The following is a 20936-nucleotide window of genomic DNA, read 5'->3' on the forward strand; positions in this document are numbered from 1 at the left end:
TTATCGATCAGATGACTCATACTGACGGCTCTTGCAAGGATTGAGACAATATGTCCTCCACGATCCAGGATCTCTGCCGTTCGATTTCCCAGAACACAAGCTACGACGCTTTTGCGCCCGTACTCACCGCCCAGCAGTGGGAAATGCTGGCCAGCTATCTGCAGCCCATGGACCTTGCTGCGGGCCAGATATTGATCGACCAGGGTTCTCAGGACCGCACGGTCTACTTCATTGAAAGCGGCGCGCTGAGCGTGCACGTCATCGGCTCCACGGGCCAGATGCAACTGGCGATCCTCAATGCGGGCTCGGTGGTTGGCGAAGGATCGTTTTTCTCGCGCCTGCCGCGCTCTGCCAACGTCATCGCGACGGGTGCGAGCAAGCTCTGGCGCATGACGCCCATCCGGTTCTCCGAAATGGCCAATCGCCAACCTGCCCTCGCGCTCGAAATGACGCTGGCGCTGGGTGCGGTGATTGCCAGGCGGATGGTCAACAAACCAAAGCGTGTCGCGGTCACCTGAAAGGGCCCCTGATGTCAGTGCTATGCGGAACATGTAACACTGAAAATCGAGACGCAGCCAAGTTCTGCAAAGGATGCGGCCGCAAAATTGCGCAAGCCTGGGCCAAGCACGGGTCTGGCGCCGTGGTCGCGGTTGCCGCGGCGGCGGGTGACGCCACCGTCCTGCTGAAGCCTTCGCCACGCGCTGCCGCCGCGCCGGTTCCGGCCGCACCGGCACCGGCACCGGCACTTGCCCCTGCAACGCCGCTCGTCGCCGATCAGCCGGCTGTCTCGCCGCCGAGCGAGGAAGCGCCGCCGCAACCGGAACTCGCTCTCCCCATCCGCATGCCGCGAAGGGCACGCATTGGCAACGGCCGTTGGGTCGGGTTGGTTGCGCTCGGCGTGGCATTGATCGTTGGCGCGGCGGGATGGTACGGCCACAGGAACAGAAGCATTCCGATTGCCGAGAATGTCGCCGAGTCCGCTGCGGCGACCTCCAATGCGTCGCCCGAAGCGCCAGCGCAGGAGCCACCGGTCTCGAGAACCAAAGCCCCGGTGACCACTGCACCCGCAGCGCCGTCTCCAGTGGTTGTGGCGGCAGCGACGTCCCAGCAGCAGCCGTCACCGCCCGATCAAGCAACGCAGCAGGCAGCAGGCCATTCGCCGCCGACAGTGGCGCCGACGCCTTCCGGCCCGGCTCGGGCCGAAGCCGCACCTGCTGCGTCAACGTCCAAGGCACGCAAGCAGGCAGCGAAGAAGCCGCCCCCGACGGTCACCGTTCAGGAGACTCCCGCCGCAACGCCGGCGCCGGCTCCGGCACCAGTGCCGGTCGAAGTCCAGGCGCCGCAGACCACTTGTGCGGGCCTCAACTTCATCGCGAAGGCGCGCTGCATGGCGACGCAATGCGACAAGTCCGAATTCAGGGCGCATGCGCAATGCGAAGCCGTGCGTCGCCAGCAGGCGCTCGAAGAAGAAAAGCGCAACCCGACCGCGAACTGAGGTCGCAGGGCCGCACACAAGCGCTGCCCTTCACCCCTTCTGCAATATGTCGACGGCAAGCGCCAGCGCATCCGGCTTGCCGGACAACACGAGCGTGTCCCCATCGGCCAGCACGGCGTCGTCCAGCAGCTCCGCACGCTGCCCATTGCGCCGGCGCAGGCTGGCCACCCGCACGCCGATCGCCTCCAGACCCAGTCGCGCGATGGAAGATCCAATCGCATGCGCGCCGGCAGAGAGGGTGAAGCTGTTGAAGCGCTCGTGGTCGATCTCGTCGGCGTTGTCGTCATCGGCGCCGTGAAAGTAGCCGCGCAGGAGGTCGTAGCGCGCATCGCGCTGGTCCTGCACCACGCGGATCACGCGCCGCATCGGCACGCCGACCAGCGCCAGCGCGTGGCTTGCGAGCATGAGCGAACCTTCGATGGCCTCGGGCACCACCTCGGCCGCGCCGGCCGCCTGCAGGCGCTCCAGGTCGCGGTCGTCCTGCGTGCGCACGATCACCGGCACTTGCGGCGCATGGGCCCGCGTGTTGGCCAGCACCTTGAGCGCGCCCGGCACGTCCAGATAGGTCACCACGACCGCGCTGGCCCGTGCAAGGCCCGCCGCCATCAGTGCCTGCAGGCGCGCCGCATCGCCGAACACCACCGAATCGCCGGCCGTCGCGGCCTGCCGAACCCGATCAGGGTCGAGGTCGAGCGCCATGTACGGAATGCCCTCGCGCTCCAGGATGCGGGCAAGGTTCTGCCCGCAGCGACCGTAGCCGCAAATGATCACGTGCTCCGCCGTGTTGATCGTCTTGCGCGCAATGCTGGTCATCTGCAGCGACTGTTGCAGCCAGTCGCTGGCCACCAGCTTGCGCACGATCTTGTTGCTGTACAGGATGATGAAGGGCGTCGCGAGCATCGACAGCACCATCGACGCGAGCACCGGATCGACGAGCCACCTGGGCATCAGCTTGCCGTTCTGCGCCAGCGTGAGCAGCACGAAGCCGAACTCGCCGGCCTGCGCGAGGTAGAGCCCGGTTCGCAATGAAACGCCCATCGTCGCGCCCAGCACGCGCGCCAGCAGCGTGACCAGCAACAGCTTGAAGCCGAGCGGCAGCACCAGCAGCACGGCCACCACACGCCAATGCTCCACCACGACATGCCAGTCCAGCGACATGCCGATGGTGATGAAGAACAAGCCCAGCAACACGTCGTGAAAAGGCCGGATGTCGGTCTCGACCTGGTGCTTGAACTCGGTCTCCGACACCAGCATGCCGGCGATGAAGGCGCCCAGCGCCAGGCTCAGGCCCGCCAGTTCGGTCAGCCACGCCAGGCCGAGCGTGATGAGCAACAGGTTGAGCATGAAAAGCTCTTCGCTGCGCCGACGCGCCACGAGCGTGAGCCACCATCGCATCACGCGCGGCCCGCCATACAGAAGAATGCTGACGAGAAAGATGGCTTTCCCCATGGCGACCGTCAGCGCCTTGATCAGCTCTTCGGGCGGCGCGCCCAGGGCCGGAATCAGCACCAGCAAGGGAACGACGGCCAGATCCTGGAAGAGCAGGACGCCCATCACGCGCTTGCCGTGCTCGCTCTCCAGTTCCAGTCGTTCGGACATCAGCTTTACGACGATGGCTGTGCTGCTCATGGCCAGGGCGCCCGACAGCGCCAGCGCCGTCTGCCAGGTGAATCGCCAGTCAGGCGGCAGCAAACGGTTCAGCAGCAGCGGGCCCGCCGTGGCCATGAGAATCGTCAGCATCACCTGCAGCAAACCGAGCCCGAACACATGCTTGCGCATGGCGCGCAGCTTGGGCAGGCTGAACTCCAGCCCGATCACGAACATCAGGAACACCACGCCGAATTCGCCCAGGTGGCGAATGCCCTCCGAGTCCTGCGCCAGCGCAAACGCATGGGGCCCGATGAGAACGCCCGCCGAAAGGTAGCCCAGCATCGGCGGCAGCCTGAGCGAGCGGCACGCGACCACGCCGATGACCGCGGCAAGCAGGTACAACAGCGTGAGATCAAAAGATGACATGGCCCGGATCCTAGATGAAACATCCCCGCGTCCAACGAGGTGCATCCCGTGGAGGCGCCTAAAATCCGCGCGATGAGCTCCCGCCCCGACACTGCCCCGGCCGCCGATCACGACAAGATGCTGGCTCGCGCACGCGAGACCTTCGACATCGAAGGGGAGGCCGTGCTCGGCCTCAAGAAGCGCGTGGGCCGCAGCTTCGTGGAGGCGGTGCACAAGATCCTTGCCGTGCGTGGTCGCGTGGTCGTCATGGGCATGGGCAAGAGCGGGCACGTCGGCCGCAAGATCGCCGCCACGCTGGCCTCCACCGGGACGCCGGCCATGTTCGTGCACCCCGCCGAGGCCAGCCATGGCGACCTGGGCATGATCAAGTCCGTCGACCTCGTGCTGGCAATCTCCAACAGCGGCGAGGTCGAGGAACTCACGACCATCCTGCCGGTGGTCAAGCGCCAGAACGTCCCGCTCATCGCCATGACCGGCCGCCTTGATTCGACGCTGGCGCGCCACGCCGACATCGTGCTCGACAGCGGCGTCGAAAAAGAAGCCTGCCCCCTCAACCTGGCGCCCACTGCCAGCACCACGGCGCAGATGGCACTGGGCGATGCGCTCGCCGTTGCGTTGCTCGATGCGCGCGGCTTCGGCACGGAAGACTTCGCCCGCTCGCATCCCGGCGGCGCGCTGGGGCGCAAACTCCTGACGCACGTCAGCGACGTCATGCGCTCCGGCGACGACGTGCCGCGCGTCAGCCCCGATGCCAACGTGAGCGACCTGATGCGCGCCATGAGCACGGGAGGATTCGGCGCCGCCGCCGTGATGGCGCCGGATGGCCGCGCCAGCGGCGTTTTCACCGACGGCGACTTGCGCCGCCTGGTCGAGGGCGGCATCGACCTGCGCACCGCCAGGGCTTCCGAAGTGATGCATCGGGGGTTGCGCACCATCCGCGCCGATGCGCTGGCCGTTGAAGCGGCAGAGCTCATGGAACAACACGGCATCACGCGCCTGTTCGTGGTGGATGCCGAAGGCAAGGTGATCGGCGCCATCAACACCAACGACCTGATGCGCGCAAAGGTCATCTGATGACGGCAGTCTTCAACACGGAGACGCTGCTGATCGCCCAGCCGGTGCGCGTGGCGTTCTTCGACGTCGATGGCGTGCTCACCGATGGCGGCGTGTACTTCAGCGAACATGGCGAGACGCTCAAGCGCTTCAGCATCCTCGATGGCTACGGGCTCAAGCTGCTGAGGCTGGCGGGCATCACGCCGGTGGTCATCACCGGCCGAGACTCGAAGCCCTTGCGGGTTCGCCTCGAAGCGTTGGGCATCGAGCACGTGCGCTACGGCACCGAGGACAAGCTGCCCGCCGCGCAAGCGCTTCTCGCGCAACTGGGTTTCGACTGGACGCAGGCCGCGGCCATCGGCGATGACTGGCCCGACCTTCCGGTGCTCACGCGGGCGGCGCTGGCGGTGGCGCCTGCCAACGCGCATGGCGAGGTTCGGGCGGTGGCGCACCACGTCACCACGGCACGCGGTGGCGAAGGCGCCGCGCGGGAGTTCTGCGACCTGCTGTTGACCGCCGGCGGGCACTACCGCCGAATGCTCGATGCGGCGCGGGGGCCCGTCGCTTGAGCCGCATCCTCACGTGGCTGCGTGTTGGTATAGATCGCATCACGATCTACCTGCCGGTCATCCTGACGGCCTGCCTGGCGCTCGGAACCTATTGGCTCGTGCGCAACGCGCCGAAGTTCAGCGAGCCCGGTGCGCCACCCGTCGTCACGCACGATCCGGATTACTTCATGCGCGGCTTCGTGGTCAAGCGCTTCATGCCCAACGGCGAATTGCGCAGCGAGTTGTGGGGCAAGGAAGGTCGGCACTATCCCGACAACGACACACTCGAAGTCGATGACGTGAAGGTGCGCAGCGTGTCGCCCAACGGGCTCACGACGCGTTCCACGGCCAATCGGGGCCTGTCCAATGCCGATGGCTCGGAAGTGCAACTTTTCGGCAACGCCATCGTCGTTCGCGACGCGGCCACGGACCGGAGCGGCAAAGCGGTACCGCGCCTGGAGTTCCGCGGCGAGTTCCTGCATGCGTTCACCGATACGGAGCGCGTCAGTTCGAACAAGCCCGTGACGCTGACGCGTGACAAGGATCAGTTCACGGCCGATTCGCTGGAGTACGACAACCTCACCGGCGTCGCGGTCCTCACCGGGCGTGTGCGCGGCGTGATTGCGCCGCCCAGCGCTGCCGCCGCAGCGCCCGCGCGGCCGGCGCCGGCAAAGAAGAAGCGATAGCTGCCATGGCCCATCCTCTCGTTTTCATCACCGGTGCATCCAGTGGCATCGGCCAGGCCCTGGCGGCGCGCTACTACGACGCAGGCTACGCGCTCGCACTCGTCGCGCGGCGCACGGCGGAGATCCAGGCGTGGGCGAGTGCCCGTGGTCTGGATGACACCCGCTTCCAGATCTACGGTGCTGACGTGGCAACAGTTGACAGCATCGTCGCTGCCGCGCAGGAATGCATCGCCAGGCAAGGCGTGCCCGATGTCGTGATTGCGAATGCCGGCATCAGCATCGGCATGGACACCGCCGAGCGCTCCGACCTCGAGGTGATGGCGCAAACCTTTACGACGAACAACATTGGTCTGGCCGCCACCTTTCACGCCTTCGTGGCGCCCATGCGTGCGCGCGGCAGCGGGCGGCTCGTGGGCATTGGCAGTGTTGCCGGCATTCGCGGCCTGCCCGGCCACGGCGCCTATTGCGCGAGCAAGGCCGGCGTCATCAGCTATTGCGAAAGCCTGCGCGGGGAAATGGCTGCGAGCGGCGTCAAGGTGGTCACGATCTGCCCGGGCTACATCGACACGCCGCTCACGCAGGGCAATCGGTACGGCATGCCATTTCTGCTACAACCGGCGCAGTTCGCGGATCGCGCGTTTCAGTGCATCGAAGCCGGTAGCAGCTACCGCGTCATTCCCTGGCAGATGGGCGTGCTCGCGAAACTGATGCGTGCGGTACCCAACGCCCTGTTCGACAGGGCCGTGAAGGGCCGCGGCCGGAAGAAACGTCGCGGCGAATGAACAAAAAAGGCTCCCGAGGGAGCCTTTTCAGTTCCGGGCCGAAGCCCAGTGGAAATCAATAGCCGCTGTTGCCGCCGCCGTAGCCGCCACCGCCGCTGCGACCACCGCCGCCGCCGCCACGCGGGCCAGCGCCGTACGGGCTGCGGAAACCGCCGTCGCCGCCGCCGCCACCACTGCGGCCACCGCCGCCGTAGCCGCCGCCGCCACCACCGTAGCCGCCACCACCGCCGCCGCTGCGGCCACCGCCGCCACCACCGTAGCCGCCGCCGCCACCGCCGTAACCGCCACCGCCGCCGAAGCCACCGCTACGGGGCGGGCGGGCTTCCATCGGGCGTGCTTCGTTCACAACGACGCTGCGGCCACCCAGGGGTTGTCCATTCATGCCGCTGATGGCGGCTTGCGCTTCCGCGTCGCTGCCCATTTCGACAAAGCCGAAGCCCTTCGAACGACCAGTGTCACGCTCCATCATGACCTTGGCGCTGGTCACGGCACCGAATTGGCCGAATGCTTGTTCCAGATCACCGTCACGCACCGAGTAAGGCAGGTTGCCGACGTACAGTTTGTTGCCCATCAAGGGACTCCTATAAACACATCAAAAAAAGCGATGGAGTCCCGAGAGCGTGACGCGCATGAAATAAAAGCGAGCCTCGCGAAACTGTCCGATCACCGATTGCCACCCCTTACAAAAATCTAGGGGAAGGCTTGCGCATTATGGGTGATTTATCCGAAATGCAAGTAAAAGATTGACGTTTCCTGTGCAAGATGTCTCAATAAAGAGAAAGTCGGCACTCACTCACATGCATTCCGGCGCGTCACGTACGTCACCTATAATCACAGCCTGTCATTGGGGAGTAGCCGCCTTCCGTTTCAACACGAGAAGGGCTCGCGTCAACAGACTTGCTCCTGCGCCCCGCAGGACATGGCGCGTGCAGTGTTCCACCTGGCGAGACCTTTGACTATGCAGCTTCGGAAATAGGCCGAAGGCGCTGCATGGTCAATTGCGTCCTTCGGCCGAGGATCCTTCATGCAAGCACTTTTCGTATCCACGGGCATCGTTGCCCTCGCCGAGATGGGCGACAAAACCCAGCTCCTGGCGCTCGTCCTTGCCGCACGCTTTCGCAAGCCCTGGCCCATCGTGTGGGGCATCCTCGCGGCGACCATCGTCAATCACGCGCTCGCCGGCGCGGTCGGCAACTGGCTGACCCATCTGCTTGGCCCGGACGTGTTGCGCTGGATCCTGGCCGCATCCTTCATCGGCATGGCCATCTGGATGATGATCCCCGACAAGCTTGACGAGGACGAAGCCATGGGCCGCTCGCACTTCGGCGTCTTCGGCACCACGGTGGTGGCGTTCTTCCTCGCGGAGATGGGCGACAAGACCCAGATCGCCACGGTCATGCTGGCCGCGCGCTATCTCAACGACTACTGGTGGGTCATCGCCGGCACGACGCTGGGGATGATGCTGGCCAACGCACCGGTCGTCTTCCTGGGCGAGCGCATCGTGCGCAACGTGCCGATCAAGCTGGTCCACGGCATCTCCGCGGGCATCTTCCTGGTGTTGGGCGTCGCGGCGCTGATGGGCTGGGGTGCATAGACGCTATACTTTGAACGCGCCGATTTGCTTCAGCTTGCGGGCGCTTTACAAGTTCAGCTAAAGACGAATGCCCGACCCGGCTCGTTTTTTGGCGAGGCCGGGTTTTCTTTTTCCATGTCCTTCGAAGTCACGCCACAGTCGATGTCCTTTGCGCAGCCGCTGGCCTTGCGCAGCGGCACGTCGATCAAGGACTACACGCTGGCGTACGAGACCTACGGCACGCTGAACGCCGAGCGCAGCAATGCGGTGCTCGTCTGCCACGCGCTCAATGCGTCGCATCACGTGGCCGGCTTCTACGCGGGGCAACCCCGCTCCGAAGGCTGGTGGGACAACATGATCGGCCCCGGCAAGCCGCTGGACACCAACCGCTTCTTCGTCATCGGCGTCAACAACCTTGGCTCGTGCTTCGGATCGACGGGCCCCATGCACGTCAATCCCGCGTCGGGCCGCGTGTGGGGCGCGGACTTTCCGGTGGTGACGGTGGAGGACTGGGTCGATGCGCAGGCCCGCCTGCTCGACGCGTTGGGCATTGACACGCTCGCTGCCGTGATGGGCGGAAGCCTCGGCGGCATGCAGGCGCTGTCGTGGACGCTGCAATACCCCTCGCGCGTGCGCCATGCGCTCGTCGTGGCCAGTGCGCCCAATCTGACTGCGGAGAACATTGCCTTCAACGAAGTAGCCCGCCGCGCCATCGTGACCGACCCGGACTTCAACGGCGGCCACTTCTACGAGCATGGCGTGGTGCCCAAGCGCGGCCTTCGCATCGCCCGCATGATCGGGCACATCACATACCTGAGCGACGACGTGATGAACGAGAAGTTCGGTCGTGGCCTGCGCAGCGCGGTCGAAGGCGAAGTGCAACGGCTCGGCGCCGCGGCCCACCACTATCGCTACTCGACGCAAGAGGTCGAGTTCCAGATCGAGAGCTACCTGCGCTACCAGGGCGACAAGTTCAGCGAGTACTTCGACGCGAACACCTATCTGCTGATCACGCGCGCGCTCGACTATTTCGACCCCGCGCGTGAACACGCCGGCGACCTCACAGCGGCGCTGGCCCGAGCAACAGCCAAGTTCCTCGTCGTGAGCTTCACCACCGACTGGCGCTTTTCGCCAAAGCGCAGCCGTGAAATCGTCAACGCCCTGCTCGACAACCGCCGCAACGTAAGCTACGCCGAGATCGACGCGCCACACGGCCACGATGCATTCCTGCTTGACGACGTGCGCTACACCGGCGTCGTGCGCTCGTATTTCGAGCGCATCGCCAAAGAGCTCTCAGTATGAGCGACGAGACCACTCAACGCCTCATTGCGCGCCTCGTGCCCGAAGGCTCGCGCGTGCTGGACCTCGGCTGCGGCGACGGCGCCCTGCTCGACCTGCTGCAGCGCGAACGCGGCTGCACCGGCTACGGCGTCGAGATCGCCGATGGCAATGTGCTGCAATGCATCCGCCGCGGCGTCGACGTCATCCAGCTCAACCTCGACGAAGGGCTGGCGATGTTCGAGGACTCTTCCTTCGACGTCGTGCTGCAGATCGACACGCTGCAACACCTGCGCAATGCAGAAGTCATGTTGCGCGAGACCGCGCGCGTGGGACGTATCGGCATCGTCGCGTTTCCCAACTTCGCGCACTGGCCCAACCGCATCAGCGTCGCGCGTGGGCGCATGCCGGTCACACGGCGCCTGCCTTATCAGTGGTACGACACGCCGAACATCCGCGTGGGCACCTTCAAGGACTTCGAGGTGCTGGCGCAAAAGAATCGCCTGCGGGTGCTGGACGCCTTCGGCCTGCAGGGCGAACGCGAAGTGCGCTGGCTGCCGAACGCACGTGCTGGCACCGCCGTGTTCAAGTTCGAACGAAGCTGAGTCCTTGCATCAACGTGTGAGAGTGGTGACATGGCCTTCACCCTGTCCGCGCCCGTTCACAGCGACCTGACCATCAAGAAGAGCCGCTTCATCGGTTGCGTGCAATCGGTGGCGGATCGCGCAGCCGCGCAAGATGTCGTCGCCGGCCTGCGTGCAGCACATCCGGGCGCAGCGCATGTCTGCTGGGCGCTGATGGCGGGCGGCCAGTCCGCTGCCAATGACGACGGCGAGCCGGGCGGCACCGCGGGCAGGCCCATGCTCGAAGTGCTGCGCCACCAGCAACTCGAAGGCGTCCTTGCAACGGTGGTGCGCTACTTCGGTGGCGTGAAGCTGGGTGCGGGCGGCCTGGTGCGCGCCTATACGGATGCCGTGGCGCAAGCCCTCATCGACGCACCGCTGGTCTTGCTGGTCGCGCGGTGCACGCTCAACTGCGACGTGTCGTATCAGTTGGAAGGGGTTGTGCGCCGGGAAATTGCGGCCTGCGACGCCGCACTGGAGAGCGTGCAGCACGCGGACCTCGTTCGCATGTCCTTCAGCGTGCCGCAAACGCAGGTCACAAACATCAAGCAGCGCATTCAAAATGCAACGCAAGGTCGCGTCAATTGGCAAGAATAATGCGAAAGTTCGACGTCGAAATATGACGAATCTGAACTCAAAAGTATTACACTCTTGGGCTCAGCGTCATTTGGTTACGTCTCTTGCGCATTGAAGTCGCATGCGGCAAAGATGCGCTCATACCATCCGCGTTTTGCAGGAGTACACATTGGCATCACAGTCCCCTTTTTTCGGTAAGCGCGATCGCGATCCGGAACCGCTTACCTCCCGTCCCGCACCCCTCATGGGTTCCGGCACCAATCTCTCGGGTTCGCCTGTCGGCACTTCCAGCAATCCCATCCCCCCCTCCATGACCAACGCCGCCGCCGCTGCCAACAATGCGCCTCCCAAGGAAAGCAGCAGCAAGCTGACCGTTGGGCCCAATATAAAGCTCAAGGGCGTCGAGATCACCGATTGCGACACGCTGGTGGTCGAGGGTCTGGTCGAAGCCACCATGGATTCGCGCGTCATGCAGATCGCCGAGTCGGGCGCCTTCAAGGGTTCGGCCGGCATCGACATCGCCGAGATCCGCGGGGTGTTCGACGGCACGCTCACCGTGCGCGAAAAGCTGGTCATCCATGCCACCGGCAAGGTGACGGGCAAGATCCGCTACGGCAAGATCGTGATCGAAGAAGGCGGACAGCTTTCGGGTGAGATCAGCGTTGGAACCGCGGGCGAAAAGCCGGCGGCCAAGCCGGCACCTGCGCTGCAGGCTGCGGCCTGATCGCGGCCACGCCGGGCCTCATCAGGCCTCCGGCGCGGCCCATCCCAATCGATCGAGCAAGGCACCTGCCGCGGCGGGTGCCTTTTCTTTTGCGCCGTTGATGAAGTAGACAAAGGTGTCGCGCTTCTTCGCCCACCCCTTGGCACGCTCGGCCCATTCGTCCAGCGCCTTCGGCGCGTAGCCGGCAACGAACTCCGCGTCGGCCATCATCAGCCGTGCATAGGCCACGCTGCCTTCGGGTTCCTCGAAGGACGGGAACTTGTCGGAGTCGGTGAAGACCGTCGACACGCCATATTTCTTCGCCAGCGCGGCGTAGTCGGGCGACACGAAGCTCTCGTGCCGAACGTCCATCACATGCCGAAGCGCGTGGCTGCCCTCCTTGGCAGGCAGTAAGGCCAGGAAGGCTTCGAAGTCTTCCGCGTCGAATTTCTTGGTCGGCATGAACTGCCAGACGATGGGGCCGAGCCGGTCCCCCAGTTCCGTCACGCCGCTGTCGATGAAGCGCTTGATCGAATCGCCCGCGGTCGCGAGCAGCTTGCGGTTGGTCGCAAAGCGCGAGGCCTTGAGCGAGAACACGAAGCCATCGGGCGTCTCGCTCGCCCACTTGCGAAAGTTGTCGGGCTTGAAGGTGCTGTAGTAGGTCCCGTTGATCTCGATGGCGCTCAGCTGCCGGCTGGCGTAGCCCAATTCGCGGGCGTGCGCGAGACCCTTGGGATAGAAATTGTCCCGCCAGGGTTCGAAGGTCCAGCCACCGACGCCCACGTGAATTCCAGTCTTGCTCACAAGCACCTCCGGGTTGTTGGCACGAACTCTACGCGGGCGGCGCGGCGGGCGCAAAATGCGCTTTTTTGTCCCACGCGGAGAAAACACGATGAACGCACCCCTGCACCGCGAGATGCCCGCGGGCTTCCTGGACGCCGAACGCGCGCTGACGGACGTCAGCGCCCAATGGGACAACGACATTGTTCGCCAACTGACGAGCTACATCGAGATTCCCGCCAAGTCGCCCGGCTTCGACAAGGACTGGAGTGCCAACGGCTATCTCGAAACGGTCCTGCGCAACGCGGCCGCGTGGGTCGAAGCGCAAAAGGTCGAAGGGCTCAAGCTGGAAATCGTCCGGCTCGAAGGCCGCACGCCGGTGCTGTTCTTCGAAGTGCCGGCCACCGGCACCGACATGCAGGAAACCGTGCTCATGTACGGCCACCTCGACAAGCAACCCGAATTCACCGGCTGGCGCAACGACCTCGGCCCGTGGACACCCAAGTATGAAAACGGGCTGCTCTACGGACGCGGCGGCGCGGACGACGGCTACGCGGTGTACGCCAGCACGGCAGCCCTCCAGGCCCTCAAGGCGCAAGGCGCGGCGCATCCGCGCATCGTCGGCCTGATCGAAACCTGCGAGGAATCGGGCTCGTACGACCTGTTGCCCTATGTGGACGCCTTGCGTGGCCGGTTGGGCGATGTGGGCCTCGTGATCTGCCTCGACTCGGGCGCCGGCAACTACGACCAGCTCTGGCTCACCACCTCGTTGCGCGGCATGGCCAGCGGCACCTTGAAGGTCGAGATCCTGACCGAAGGCATTCATTCCGGCGACGCATCGGGCCTGGTGCCCTCGAGCTTCCGGATCATGCGGCAGGTGCTCGACCGCCTGGAGGACAGCAAGACGGGACGCCTGCTGCCGCAAAGTTTCCATTGCGAAGTGCCCGCTGACCGCCTGGCGCAAGCCAGGGCGACGGCCGCCATCCTGGGCGAAGAGGTCTACAAGCGCTTTCCGTGGGCGCACTACGACTGCGGCGGATCGACCACCTTTGCGCTGCCCACGACGACCGATCCGGTGGAAGCGCTGCTCAACCGCACCTGGAAGCCCACGCTGAGCGTGACCGGCGCCGAAGGTTTCCCGGCATTGAAGGACGCCGGCAACGTGCTGCGTCCGTACACCGCCTTCAAGCTGTCGCTGCGACTGCCACCGTTGATCGACGCCGACCAGGCCGTCGGCGAACTCAAGGCCCTGCTCGAAGACAACGCGCCCTATCAGGCACGCGTGACGTTCGAGGCGGGCGGTGGTGCCACGGGCTGGAACGCGCCCAGCACCGATCCCTGGTTCGAACGCGCGCTGAACGCCGCGTCGCAAGCGCACTTCGGCTCGCCCTGCGGCTATATCGGCCAGGGCGGCACCATTCCGCTGATGAACATGCTCAGCCAGGGCTTCCCGAGGGCGCAGATGATGGTCTGCGGCGTGCTGGGTCCCAAGAGCAACGCGCACGGGCCGAATGAATTCCTGCATGTGCCCTACGCCAAGAAGCTGACGGCGGCCGTTGCGGAAGTCATCGCCGCGCTGCCGCTGGAACGCGCTGCGGAGGCCTCGGCCGCTTGAGCGCGCAGATCAAGATCGCGACGCCCGACGGTGAAACGCTGGCGGTGCGCGAGTGGAGGGCTGCGGCAAACCCGCGCGCAGTGGTCGTCATCGCGCATGGACTGGGCGAGCATGCGGGGCGCTACGAGCACGTCGCAAGACGGCTCAATGCGTGGGGCTTTGCGGTGCGCGCCTATGACCATTTTGGCCATGGAGAGTCCACCGGCGCGCGTGGCGGCCTGCCGAACGGCACGCGGCTGGTCGACGACCTGGCACGGGTGCTCGACGACACGCGACGTGCCTTTCCGGGCGTGCCGCTTGTCCTGATGGGCCATAGCATGGGCGGCTTGGTGGTGGCGAGTCTTGTCGCGCGCGCGGTCCGGCCGGTCGATGCGCTGGTGCTGTCCTCCCCTGCGTTGGCGCCCACCTTGACCGCCATCCAGAAGGGATTGATTGCCGTGTTGTCGCGCTTGGCACCGACCCTGCGCGTGAGCAACGGCCTCGATGCCAACTTCCTCTCGCACGATCCGGCGGTGGTTAAGGCATACACGAGCGATCCCCTCAACCACGACCGCATCGGCGCCCGGCTGGCGCGTTTCCTGGCAGACGAGGGTGAGGTGGTGCAAGGCGTCGCGCCGCGCTGGACAGTGCCGACGCTGCTGATCTACGCCGGCCAGGACCGCCTCGTGAGGCCCGAAGGCAGTCGTGCCTTTTCAGCCGCCGCGCCGGCCTCAGTCGTCAGGGCCGTGGAGTTCGGGCCGCTCTTCCACGAGATCTTCAACGAACTCGATGCGGAACCGGTGTTTGCCGAGCTCGGCCATTGGCTGCGGGCGCGTTTCGCGGATGCATCCGCAGAACAAGCCGTCGTGACGAGCGTTTAAGCCGGCTTCGGCGCCAGCCGCCGAACCCGCGCAAGCCACAGCAAGGCGATGCCCGTCAGCATCACCGGCGCCAGCGAACCCAGGTTCAACCATTGCCAGCCTTGCGTCGTCACCAGCACGCCCGATGCGAAGGACGTGACGCCCAGCGTCGCAAAGATGCAGAAGTTGAGCGCGCCCTGTGCGCGGTCCCGTTCTTCAGCCGTATAGGCCGACAACGAAAGCGTGGTGCTCCCCGTGAAGAGGAAATTCCAGCCCACGCCCAGCAGGAAAAGTGCCGCGATGAAGTGATGCAGGTCGATGCCCGACAGCGCCACCGCGATGCAGCCGAAGTTCAACACCAGCCCCACGGCCATGATCGGCAGCACACCAAAGCGGCGGATGAGGTGGCCCGTGAAGAAGCCCGGCGCGAACATGCCGATCACATGCCATTCGAGCACCAGCGCCACATCTTCGAAAGGCAGGCTGCACACCTGCATGGCCAGGGGCGTCGCAGCCATCAACAGGTTCATGACGCCATAACCAAGCGCACCCGACGCGGCCGCCACGATGAAGACGGGCTGGCGAGCGAGCTGCGACAGGGTCCGGCCGCCCATCGACGCATGCTTGGGCAGCGGCGGCGGAAAGTCGATGAAGTGCATGAGCCCCGCCGCCAACACCGCGACCGCGGCCAATGCAACGTACGCACCCGCAAAGGGAACGCCCAGCCACTGCCGCGTCATGGAGGCCAGGTTCGGCCCGATCACGGCACCGATGAGGCCGCCGGCCATAACGAGCGAGACCGCTTTTTCGCGCCACTCGGGCCTGGTCAGTTCAGCCGCGGCGAAGCGATAGAGCGTGGCGTTGGCGCTGTAGAAACCCGCCACCAGCGTCGCGCCGCACAGGAGCCAGAACGCGTGCGTGTAGACAGCAGCGGCGCACAGCAACGACGAGGCCAGCGCGACGGCCAGCCCGATCTGGAAAGACACCCGCCGACCGAAGCGCCGCTGGGTCCGCGCCACGAGCCCGGTGGAGAGCGCGCCGCCGACCACGTAGGCCATCACGGGCAAGGTCGCCATCCAGGTGCGCGGCGCGAGCGCCAGACCGACCAGACCGTTGATGGCAATGAAGGCGACGTTGTTCGTCAGGAACAGGCCCTGGCAAACCGTGAGCAGCCACAGATTGCGATTCATGCAGTCCGGTCGGCGGCGCGTGGCTTCAGCCGCGCGTCAGCATGCTGGTGAGCGAACCGATCAGGTCCTGCTGGTTGCCCACGCCCTGTTCCGGCACCTTGCCCTGCGGCGTCAACTGGTTGATCACGACGGGCAGCATGGTGGCGAGCAAAGGCAGCAGCGTCGACGCGTTGATGCCCAGCTTGGAGGCGATGCCCGCGATGGCGTCGCTGCCAAGGGCGCCCTGCAATTGCTGACCGGAGATGGGCTGGTTCTCGCCCGTGCCGACCCATGAATTCACCGCGTCACCCATGCCCGCTTGCTGGAACTTCGAGATCAGGCCTCCCAGCCCGGCGTTCTCTCCGTCATTCGCCAGAAGGCCGCCCAGCGCACCGGCCAGGCCGCCGGCGAGACCACCCGTGTCACCGCCAGCCCCGCCGCCGAGCGCGCCCAGGCTTCCCAGGCCCGCCAAGGCGCCAAGCCCTTCCAGGCCGCTGCCGCCCGTTGCCCCAGCTTGGCCGGGCTGTTGTTGCCCGCCGCCAAGTACCTGACCTAGAACTGAATCAAGCAATCCCATGATTTACCCCTCGATGTTGTGACAGAGCCGCCGATTGTCCATGGACGGGCGGTGCGTCGAGCGAGAAACGGAGGCCGCGGCAATTTGCTCGCGGCATGAGGCAAGGCCTCGCCCGCGCCTTGCGGTGGGACGGGCCCGGGAGATTCCTGGCGTCGTCACGAGGCGATTCTGCGCGCCTCGGGCGCTTTCTGTCACGCCGTGCGCGCGCGCTCACTGGCGAGTTGAACGAGCGCGGCCAATGCGGCCGTTTCCGCTCGCAGCACACGTGGCCCGAGGGTGATGGCGGCAAATCCTGCGGCGCGCGCCTGGGCGTCTTCGTCGTTGCTGAGGCCGCCTTCGGGGCCGCTGAGCACGAGCACAGCGGGACCGGTGTTGTCCACGCCGGTGAGGCCGCGCGTGCCCTCACTCAAACTCAGCACCAGGCGCTGGACGCCGGACGATTGATCGCTTTCGCACAGGGATTCGAGCCATTTCGCGTACGTCTGGACCGCATGCACCACGGGAACACGGTTGCGCCCACACTGCTCGCACGCCGCAATGGCGATCGCCTCCCAATGCGTGCGCTTCTTGTCCGCACGCTCGCCTGACAGGCGCAGCACGCCATGGGCCGTCATCAAGGGCTGGATGCTCGCGACGCCCAGTTCGGTCGCCTTTTCGACCAGCCAGTCCATGCGCTCGTTCGCGGGCATGCCGACGGCAAGGTGCACGGCCCTTTCGGGTTCGCGCTCGACGGGGTTGTGCTCGCCAACGGTCACCACCACTTCGCTGCGGCCCATGCGCTCCACCGTGGCCTGGTGTTCACCGGCACGGCCATCGAACAGGGTGATCGCGTCGCCCGGTTGCAGGCGAAGCACCTGCACATGGCGGGCCGCGCCTGCTGGCAGGGCCAGCGTCGCGCCAGGCACCAGCGCGACGGGACAATGAAATCGCGGCATGAGGCGCCCGGCCGCGCTAGACGCGTCCGAAGGCGTAGCCGATGCCCGCCTCGATGCCTTCGATCTCGTCGATGGCCTTGAGCAGCGGGCCCAACTGGCGGTATCGGTTGGCGGTGGCGCGGATGTAAGCCAGGAAACGCGGTGTGTCGGCCAGGTAGCGAGGCTTGCCATCGCGCAAGGTCAGCCGCGCGAAGATGCCTGCCACCTTCAGGTGGCGTTGCAGTCCCATCCACTCGACGGCGCGGTAGAAGTCGCCGAAGTCATCGTCCACCGGCAGACCCGCCTTGCGCGCAGCCTCCCAGTAGCGCACGGTGACGTCGATGACGAACTCTTCATCCCAGCTGAGGAACGCATCGCGCATGAGGCTGGCGATGTCATAGGTGATGGGGCCGTACACGGCGTCCTGGAAATCGAGCACGCCCAGTACGCCGGAGCCGGGCCGGACCATGAGGTTGCGCGGCATGAAGTCGCGATGCACGAACACGCTGGGCGCGGCAAGGTTGCTGCGCACGATCAGGTCAAACGCGTGCGACAGCGTTTCGGCCAGCTTGCCTTCGATGGGTGTGCTGCGGTGTTTCGCAACGTACCAGTCGGGGAAAAGCGCGAGCTCCCGCCGCAGCAGGGCCTCGTCATAAGGTGGCAACACGCCCGGCTTCGACGACAGTTGCCAGCGCACCAGCGCTTCGATGGCCTCGTCGTACATCGGCCGCGCCGCTTGCGGATTGGCTGGGTCGATCACGTCCAGCATGGTTTGCGTGCCGAGGTCGTCCAGCAGCAGGAAGCCGTGGTCCTGGTCCCAGTCCAGCACCTGTGGTGCCGACACGCCGGCCTGCGACATCAATTGCGCCACCTTCACGAAGGGCGCGCTGTTTTCCTTGTCGGGCGGCGCGTCCATCACGATGCGGGTGGCGGCATCGCCGCTGGCATCGATGCGGAAATAGCGCCGGAAACTGGCGTCGGCGGATGCCAGGCGCACGGTCGTGGGCTGCAGCTTTTGGCTTGGGGCGATGCGCGCCAGCCAAGCCTCGAAGGCCTGCGCGCGAAGCGGATCGCTCCATGCAATGGAGCGCGCCGGATCGGCGTTGGCGTCGAGAGCGGGTGTCGAAGTGGCTGTCATGGATAATTGATTCTACAAATCCGTCCCTGACAGCGGCCGCGCGATGGGGAGACAGCAGTTGGCCCGCAGCCATCTCGCAACCTGCCCGCGCCACTGTGCCCCAATCGCACCACGAAATACCTGTCTCTTGCCGATGCTTGATTTGACCCGTGCCATCCGGCGTCGGTATCCCCCGCCCCTGCCGCTGGCCCTGTTGTCGGTCGCGTTGTTGCACGCGCAGTTTGCAATGGCGCAGGATGCGCCGGCAGTGAGCGCCGACCCCCTGGAGGCACCGCTCACGCTCAAGCCCACGCCCCGATTGCCCGAGTTGCTCAACAAGGACAAGCGCGGCGAACTGCCTGACTTCGTCAACGGCGACAAGATCTCCGGCCGTCCCGACCTCGACACCGTGATCGAGGGCAACGCGTCCCTGCGCAAGGGCGACACCGCGATCACGGCCGATCGGCTCGAGTACTACGCACCCGACGACACCGCCAAGGCCACCGGCCACGTGCGCGTCAACCAGGCCGGCAACGTGTACGAAGGGCCGGAGCTGCAGTTGAAGATCGAAACCTTCGAAGGCTTCTTCAACAGCGTGCGCTACCGTTTCCTGGCGACAGGCGGCCATGGCGATGCGGCGCGCATCGACTTCCTGGACGAATACACCTCGATTGCCCGCAACGCCACCTACACGACCTGCCGCCGCGAGGACTACCCGGGCTGGATGCCCGCGTGGATCATCAGTGCGGCCACGATCGAGGCGGACACCGAAGAGAACGTCGGCGTGGCCAAGGACGCACGGATCAGCTTCAAGGGCATTACCACGCCGGCGCTGCCGTCGATCAGCTTTCCGCTCACGAACGATCGCAAGAGCGGGCTGCTGCCGCCGATTTTCGGGCTGGACAACACGAACGGCATCGAGCTCACCACGCCGTACTACTGGAACATCGCCCCCAATCGCGACGCGACGTTCACGCCCACGGTGATGAGCAAGCGCGGTGTGAACTTCGGGAACGACTTCCGCTACCTCGAGAACACCTACAGCGGCGAGGCGCGCGTGGACTACATGCCCACCGACAGCCTGCGCAACCGCGAGCGCTGGGGCATCTGGACGCGCCACCAGCAAACCTTCGACAGCAAGTCGCTGGGGCTGGATTCGCTGACCGGTTCGCTCAACATCAACCGCGTGAGCGACGACAACTACTGGAGCGACTTCCAGCGCACGCCGTCGTTCACCCAGCGCCTGCTGTCCAACGACGGCTCGGTGAACTGGACCAAGGGCGACTTCAACGGGCAGTTTCGGGCGCTGTCGTACCAGACCTTGCAGCAGCCCGATTCGACCATCGTGCCGCCGTACGACCGCATGCCGCAGGTCACGGCGAACTACAACAAGTACGACTTCCGCGGCTTTGATTTTTCGTTCAACGCGGACTACACCTATTTTCGGGGTGACGCGGCGCTGCAGCAGTTGCTCTACCCCACCCAGCCGCCGCAGCCGGACGGCCAGCGCCTGTTCGGCGTGGCGTCGTTGAGCCGCCCGTTTCTCACGCCGGGCTCGTTCGTGATTCCGAAGGTCATGCTGAACGCAACCGCCTACCAGTTCGATACGCCCTTCTTCGGGCAGAACAGTGCGACCCGGGTCGTGCCGACGTTCAGCCTGGACAGCGGCCTCGTATTCGAGCGCGACGCCAACTACTTCGGCCGCGCGTTCACCCAGACGCTGGAGCCGCGGGCCTACTACGTCTACACGCCCTTTCGCGACCAGACCAAGCTGCCGGTCTATGACTCGGCGCAAAACGACGTCAGCTTCGCGACCCTGTTTACGGAGAACGCGTTTTCCGGCAACGACCGCATTTCGGACAGCCAGCTGGCGACCCTGGGTCTCACCTCACGCCTGATCGATCCTGACACGGGCGCCGAGGCTGCGCGCTTCGGCATTGCGCAGAGCGTCCGGTTCAAGGATCAGGACGTCTTCATTCCAACGGCTGGCGCCGGACCCATCACCGACAAGTACAGCGACATCCTGATGGGCGCGCAGATCAACTGGTCGCCCAGGTGGAGCACGGAGGCCACGGTCCAGGTAGACCCCGACACCATGGACTCGACGCGAACCACCGTGGGCGGGCGCTACAGCCCGGGGCCCTATCGCACGGTGAGCGCTGCCTACCGTTACCAGGCCCCCAGCCAGACCATTCCCGCGGGAAGCAAATCCATCGACATCGGCTGGCAATGGCCGCTGAACGACCTGTGGGGCGACAAGGGACAGGACTTGGGCCCCGGAAGGGGCCAGGGCGGCGGGCGCTGGTACGCGGTCGGCCGCCTCAACTACAGCCTGTCCGACAACAAGATGACGGACGGAATCGTCGGTCTGGAATACGATGGCTGCTGCTGGATCGGCCGGATCGTCCTGGAACGCCTGACGACCGGCCTCGCGACCGCGAACACCCGCCTGATGTTCCAGCTGGAGTTCGTGGGCTTTGCGGCCGTGGGCACCAGCCCGATGCGATCGCTGCAACAGAACATCCAGCGCTACCAGCCCCTGCGTCAACCGGCACCCGGGCCGAGCCGCTTTACCAATTACGACTGACACAT

21 protein-coding genes and 1 riboswitch are annotated in these 20936 nt (G+C 65.5%); of the genes, 14 read left to right on the top strand and 7 right to left on the bottom strand.

What is annotated here, in order from left to right; all coding sequences use genetic code 11:
* Positions 1–50 precede the first annotated feature (50 nt).
* Together QTI66_RS06260 and QTI66_RS06265 are read left to right on the top strand one after the other, a co-directional pair.
* Complete coding sequence (locus tag QTI66_RS06260) at positions 51–518, top strand: Crp/Fnr family transcriptional regulator (RefSeq protein ID WP_286558220.1); 468 nt, start codon at positions 51–53, stop codon at positions 516–518.
* A gap of 122 nt (positions 519–640) precedes the next feature.
* A complete protein-coding gene (locus QTI66_RS06265; protein ID WP_286558222.1) occupies positions 641–1495 on the top strand; it encodes a hypothetical protein in 855 nt (284 codons plus the stop codon).
* A 30-nt stretch (positions 1496–1525) separates the two neighbouring features.
* On the opposite strand, the gene QTI66_RS06270 is transcribed toward QTI66_RS06265, so the two are convergent.
* Positions 1526–3511 carry a monovalent cation:proton antiporter family protein gene (locus tag QTI66_RS06270; RefSeq protein ID WP_286558223.1) on the bottom strand — a complete coding sequence of 662 codons (1986 nt, stop codon included), beginning with the start codon at positions 3509–3511 and terminating at the stop codon, positions 1526–1528.
* A gap of 72 nt (positions 3512–3583) precedes the next feature.
* On the opposite strand from QTI66_RS06270, the gene QTI66_RS06275 reads away from it, so the two are divergent.
* Genes QTI66_RS06275 through QTI66_RS06290 form a run of 4 tightly spaced genes read left to right on the top strand, consistent with a single transcriptional unit; the run spans position 3584 to position 6580 of the window.
* Positions 3584–4585: a KpsF/GutQ family sugar-phosphate isomerase gene (locus QTI66_RS06275; RefSeq protein WP_286558224.1), complete on the top strand. Its 1002-nt coding sequence runs from the start codon at positions 3584–3586 to the stop codon at positions 4583–4585.
* Complete coding sequence (locus tag QTI66_RS06280; protein ID WP_286558226.1) at positions 4585–5133, top strand: KdsC family phosphatase; 549 nt, start codon at positions 4585–4587, stop codon at positions 5131–5133. Before QTI66_RS06275 ends, QTI66_RS06280 begins: the two co-directional genes overlap by 1 nt.
* A gap of 5 nt (positions 5134–5138) precedes the next feature.
* Positions 5139–5798, top strand: coding sequence for an LPS export ABC transporter periplasmic protein LptC (gene lptC / locus QTI66_RS06285; protein WP_444814968.1), 660 nt, complete (start codon positions 5139–5141; stop codon positions 5796–5798).
* A 5-nt stretch (positions 5799–5803) separates the two neighbouring features.
* Positions 5804–6580 carry an SDR family oxidoreductase gene (locus QTI66_RS06290; RefSeq protein WP_286558229.1) on the top strand — a complete coding sequence of 259 codons (777 nt, stop codon included), beginning with the start codon at positions 5804–5806 and terminating at the stop codon, positions 6578–6580.
* Positions 6581–6635: 55 nt separating this feature from the next.
* Here QTI66_RS06290 and rbp read toward each other — a convergent pair whose 3' ends face one another.
* Positions 6636–7151, bottom strand: a complete 516-nt coding sequence (gene rbp / locus QTI66_RS06295; RefSeq protein WP_286558231.1) for an RNA-binding regulator — start codon at positions 7149–7151, stop codon at positions 6636–6638.
* A gap of 263 nt (positions 7152–7414) precedes the next feature.
* A riboswitch (yybP-ykoY riboswitch) is annotated at positions 7415–7603 on the top strand.
* Position 7604: 1 nt separating this feature from the next.
* On the opposite strand from rbp, the gene QTI66_RS06300 reads away from it, so the two are divergent.
* From QTI66_RS06300 to QTI66_RS06320, 5 genes are all read left to right on the top strand, one after another.
* Positions 7605–8174, top strand: coding sequence for a TMEM165/GDT1 family protein (locus QTI66_RS06300; RefSeq protein WP_286558234.1), 570 nt, complete (start codon positions 7605–7607; stop codon positions 8172–8174).
* A gap of 114 nt (positions 8175–8288) precedes the next feature.
* Positions 8289–9455 (top strand): homoserine O-succinyltransferase MetX, encoded by a 1167-nt coding sequence (metX, locus tag QTI66_RS06305; protein WP_286558240.1) that lies wholly within the window; start codon positions 8289–8291, stop codon positions 9453–9455.
* On the top strand, positions 9452–10036 hold the full coding sequence (gene metW / locus QTI66_RS06310) for a methionine biosynthesis protein MetW (RefSeq protein WP_286558241.1): 585 nt from the start codon (positions 9452–9454) through the stop codon (positions 10034–10036). The genes metX and metW overlap by 4 nt, the downstream gene beginning before the upstream one ends.
* 30 nt (positions 10037–10066) lie before the next feature.
* The gene (locus QTI66_RS06315; protein ID WP_286558242.1) at positions 10067–10651 is read left to right on the top strand and encodes an IMPACT family protein; all 585 of its coding nucleotides are present in this window, start codon (positions 10067–10069) and stop codon (positions 10649–10651) included.
* Positions 10652–10799: 148 nt separating this feature from the next.
* Positions 10800–11354 carry a bactofilin family protein gene (locus tag QTI66_RS06320; protein ID WP_286558244.1) on the top strand — a complete coding sequence of 185 codons (555 nt, stop codon included), beginning with the start codon at positions 10800–10802 and terminating at the stop codon, positions 11352–11354.
* Between the two features lie 21 nt (positions 11355–11375).
* On the opposite strand, the gene QTI66_RS06325 is transcribed toward QTI66_RS06320, so the two are convergent.
* Positions 11376–12137 (bottom strand): DUF72 domain-containing protein, encoded by a 762-nt coding sequence (locus QTI66_RS06325; protein WP_286558246.1) that lies wholly within the window; start codon positions 12135–12137, stop codon positions 11376–11378.
* 88 nt (positions 12138–12225) lie between these two features.
* On the opposite strand from QTI66_RS06325, the gene QTI66_RS06330 reads away from it, so the two are divergent.
* Both QTI66_RS06330 and QTI66_RS06335 read left to right on the top strand, forming a co-directional pair.
* Complete coding sequence (locus QTI66_RS06330) at positions 12226–13728, top strand: M20 family metallopeptidase (protein ID WP_286558247.1); 1503 nt, start codon at positions 12226–12228, stop codon at positions 13726–13728.
* On the top strand, positions 13725–14588 hold the full coding sequence (locus QTI66_RS06335) for an alpha/beta hydrolase (protein ID WP_286558248.1): 864 nt from the start codon (positions 13725–13727) through the stop codon (positions 14586–14588). Before QTI66_RS06330 ends, QTI66_RS06335 begins: the two co-directional genes overlap by 4 nt.
* Here QTI66_RS06335 and QTI66_RS06340 read toward each other — a convergent pair.
* The 4 genes from QTI66_RS06340 to QTI66_RS06355 form a co-directional block, all read right to left on the bottom strand.
* Positions 14585–15757 carry an MFS transporter gene (locus QTI66_RS06340; RefSeq protein WP_286558249.1) on the bottom strand — a complete coding sequence of 391 codons (1173 nt, stop codon included), beginning with the start codon at positions 15755–15757 and terminating at the stop codon, positions 14585–14587. The genes QTI66_RS06335 and QTI66_RS06340 overlap by 4 nt on opposite strands.
* Positions 15758–15782: 25 nt before the next feature.
* On the bottom strand, positions 15783–16313 hold the full coding sequence (locus tag QTI66_RS06345; protein ID WP_286558250.1) for a YidB family protein: 531 nt from the start codon (positions 16311–16313) through the stop codon (positions 15783–15785).
* A 191-nt stretch (positions 16314–16504) separates the two neighbouring features.
* Complete coding sequence (locus tag QTI66_RS06350) at positions 16505–17248, bottom strand: 16S rRNA (uracil(1498)-N(3))-methyltransferase (RefSeq protein WP_286558251.1); 744 nt, start codon at positions 17246–17248, stop codon at positions 16505–16507.
* A gap of 16 nt (positions 17249–17264) precedes the next feature.
* Positions 17265–18365, bottom strand: coding sequence for an aminoglycoside phosphotransferase family protein (locus QTI66_RS06355; RefSeq protein ID WP_286558253.1), 1101 nt, complete (start codon positions 18363–18365; stop codon positions 17265–17267).
* 133 nt (positions 18366–18498) lie between these two features.
* On the opposite strand from QTI66_RS06355, the gene QTI66_RS06360 reads away from it, so the two are divergent.
* Positions 18499–20931 (top strand): LPS-assembly protein LptD, encoded by a 2433-nt coding sequence (locus QTI66_RS06360; protein WP_444814969.1) that lies wholly within the window; start codon positions 18499–18501, stop codon positions 20929–20931.
* The last annotated feature ends 5 nt before the right edge of the window (positions 20932–20936 follow it).

It is taken from the genome of Variovorax brevis (assembly GCF_030317105.1).
Lineage (GTDB): Bacteria > Pseudomonadota > Gammaproteobacteria > Burkholderiales > Burkholderiaceae_C > Variovorax > Variovorax brevis.

Coding starts and splice junctions, on each gene's coding strand:
- QTI66_RS06260 (WP_286558220.1), top strand. CDS start 51: ATGTCCTCCACGATCCAGGATCTCTGCCGTTCGATTTCCCAGAACACA.
- QTI66_RS06270 (WP_286558223.1), bottom strand. CDS start 3,511: ATGTCATCTTTTGATCTCACGCTGTTGTACCTGCTTGCCGCGGTCATC.
- QTI66_RS06275 (WP_286558224.1), top strand. CDS start 3,584: ATGAGCTCCCGCCCCGACACTGCCCCGGCCGCCGATCACGACAAGATG.
- QTI66_RS06280 (WP_286558226.1), top strand. CDS start 4,585: ATGACGGCAGTCTTCAACACGGAGACGCTGCTGATCGCCCAGCCGGTG.
- QTI66_RS06290 (WP_286558229.1), top strand. CDS start 5,804: ATGGCCCATCCTCTCGTTTTCATCACCGGTGCATCCAGTGGCATCGGC.
- rbp (WP_286558231.1), bottom strand. CDS start 7,151: ATGGGCAACAAACTGTACGTCGGCAACCTGCCTTACTCGGTGCGTGAC.
- QTI66_RS06300 (WP_286558234.1), top strand. CDS start 7,605: ATGCAAGCACTTTTCGTATCCACGGGCATCGTTGCCCTCGCCGAGATG.
- metX (WP_286558240.1), top strand. CDS start 8,289: ATGTCCTTCGAAGTCACGCCACAGTCGATGTCCTTTGCGCAGCCGCTG.
- metW (WP_286558241.1), top strand. CDS start 9,452: ATGAGCGACGAGACCACTCAACGCCTCATTGCGCGCCTCGTGCCCGAA.
- QTI66_RS06315 (WP_286558242.1), top strand. CDS start 10,067: ATGGCCTTCACCCTGTCCGCGCCCGTTCACAGCGACCTGACCATCAAG.
- QTI66_RS06330 (WP_286558247.1), top strand. CDS start 12,226: ATGAACGCACCCCTGCACCGCGAGATGCCCGCGGGCTTCCTGGACGCC.
- QTI66_RS06340 (WP_286558249.1), bottom strand. CDS start 15,757: ATGAATCGCAATCTGTGGCTGCTCACGGTTTGCCAGGGCCTGTTCCTG.
- QTI66_RS06345 (WP_286558250.1), bottom strand. CDS start 16,313: ATGGGATTGCTTGATTCAGTTCTAGGTCAGGTACTTGGCGGCGGGCAA.
- QTI66_RS06350 (WP_286558251.1), bottom strand. CDS start 17,248: ATGCCGCGATTTCATTGTCCCGTCGCGCTGGTGCCTGGCGCGACGCTG.
- QTI66_RS06355 (WP_286558253.1), bottom strand. CDS start 18,365: ATGACAGCCACTTCGACACCCGCTCTCGACGCCAACGCCGATCCGGCG.
- QTI66_RS06360 (WP_444814969.1), top strand. CDS start 18,499: ATGCTTGATTTGACCCGTGCCATCCGGCGTCGGTATCCCCCGCCCCTG.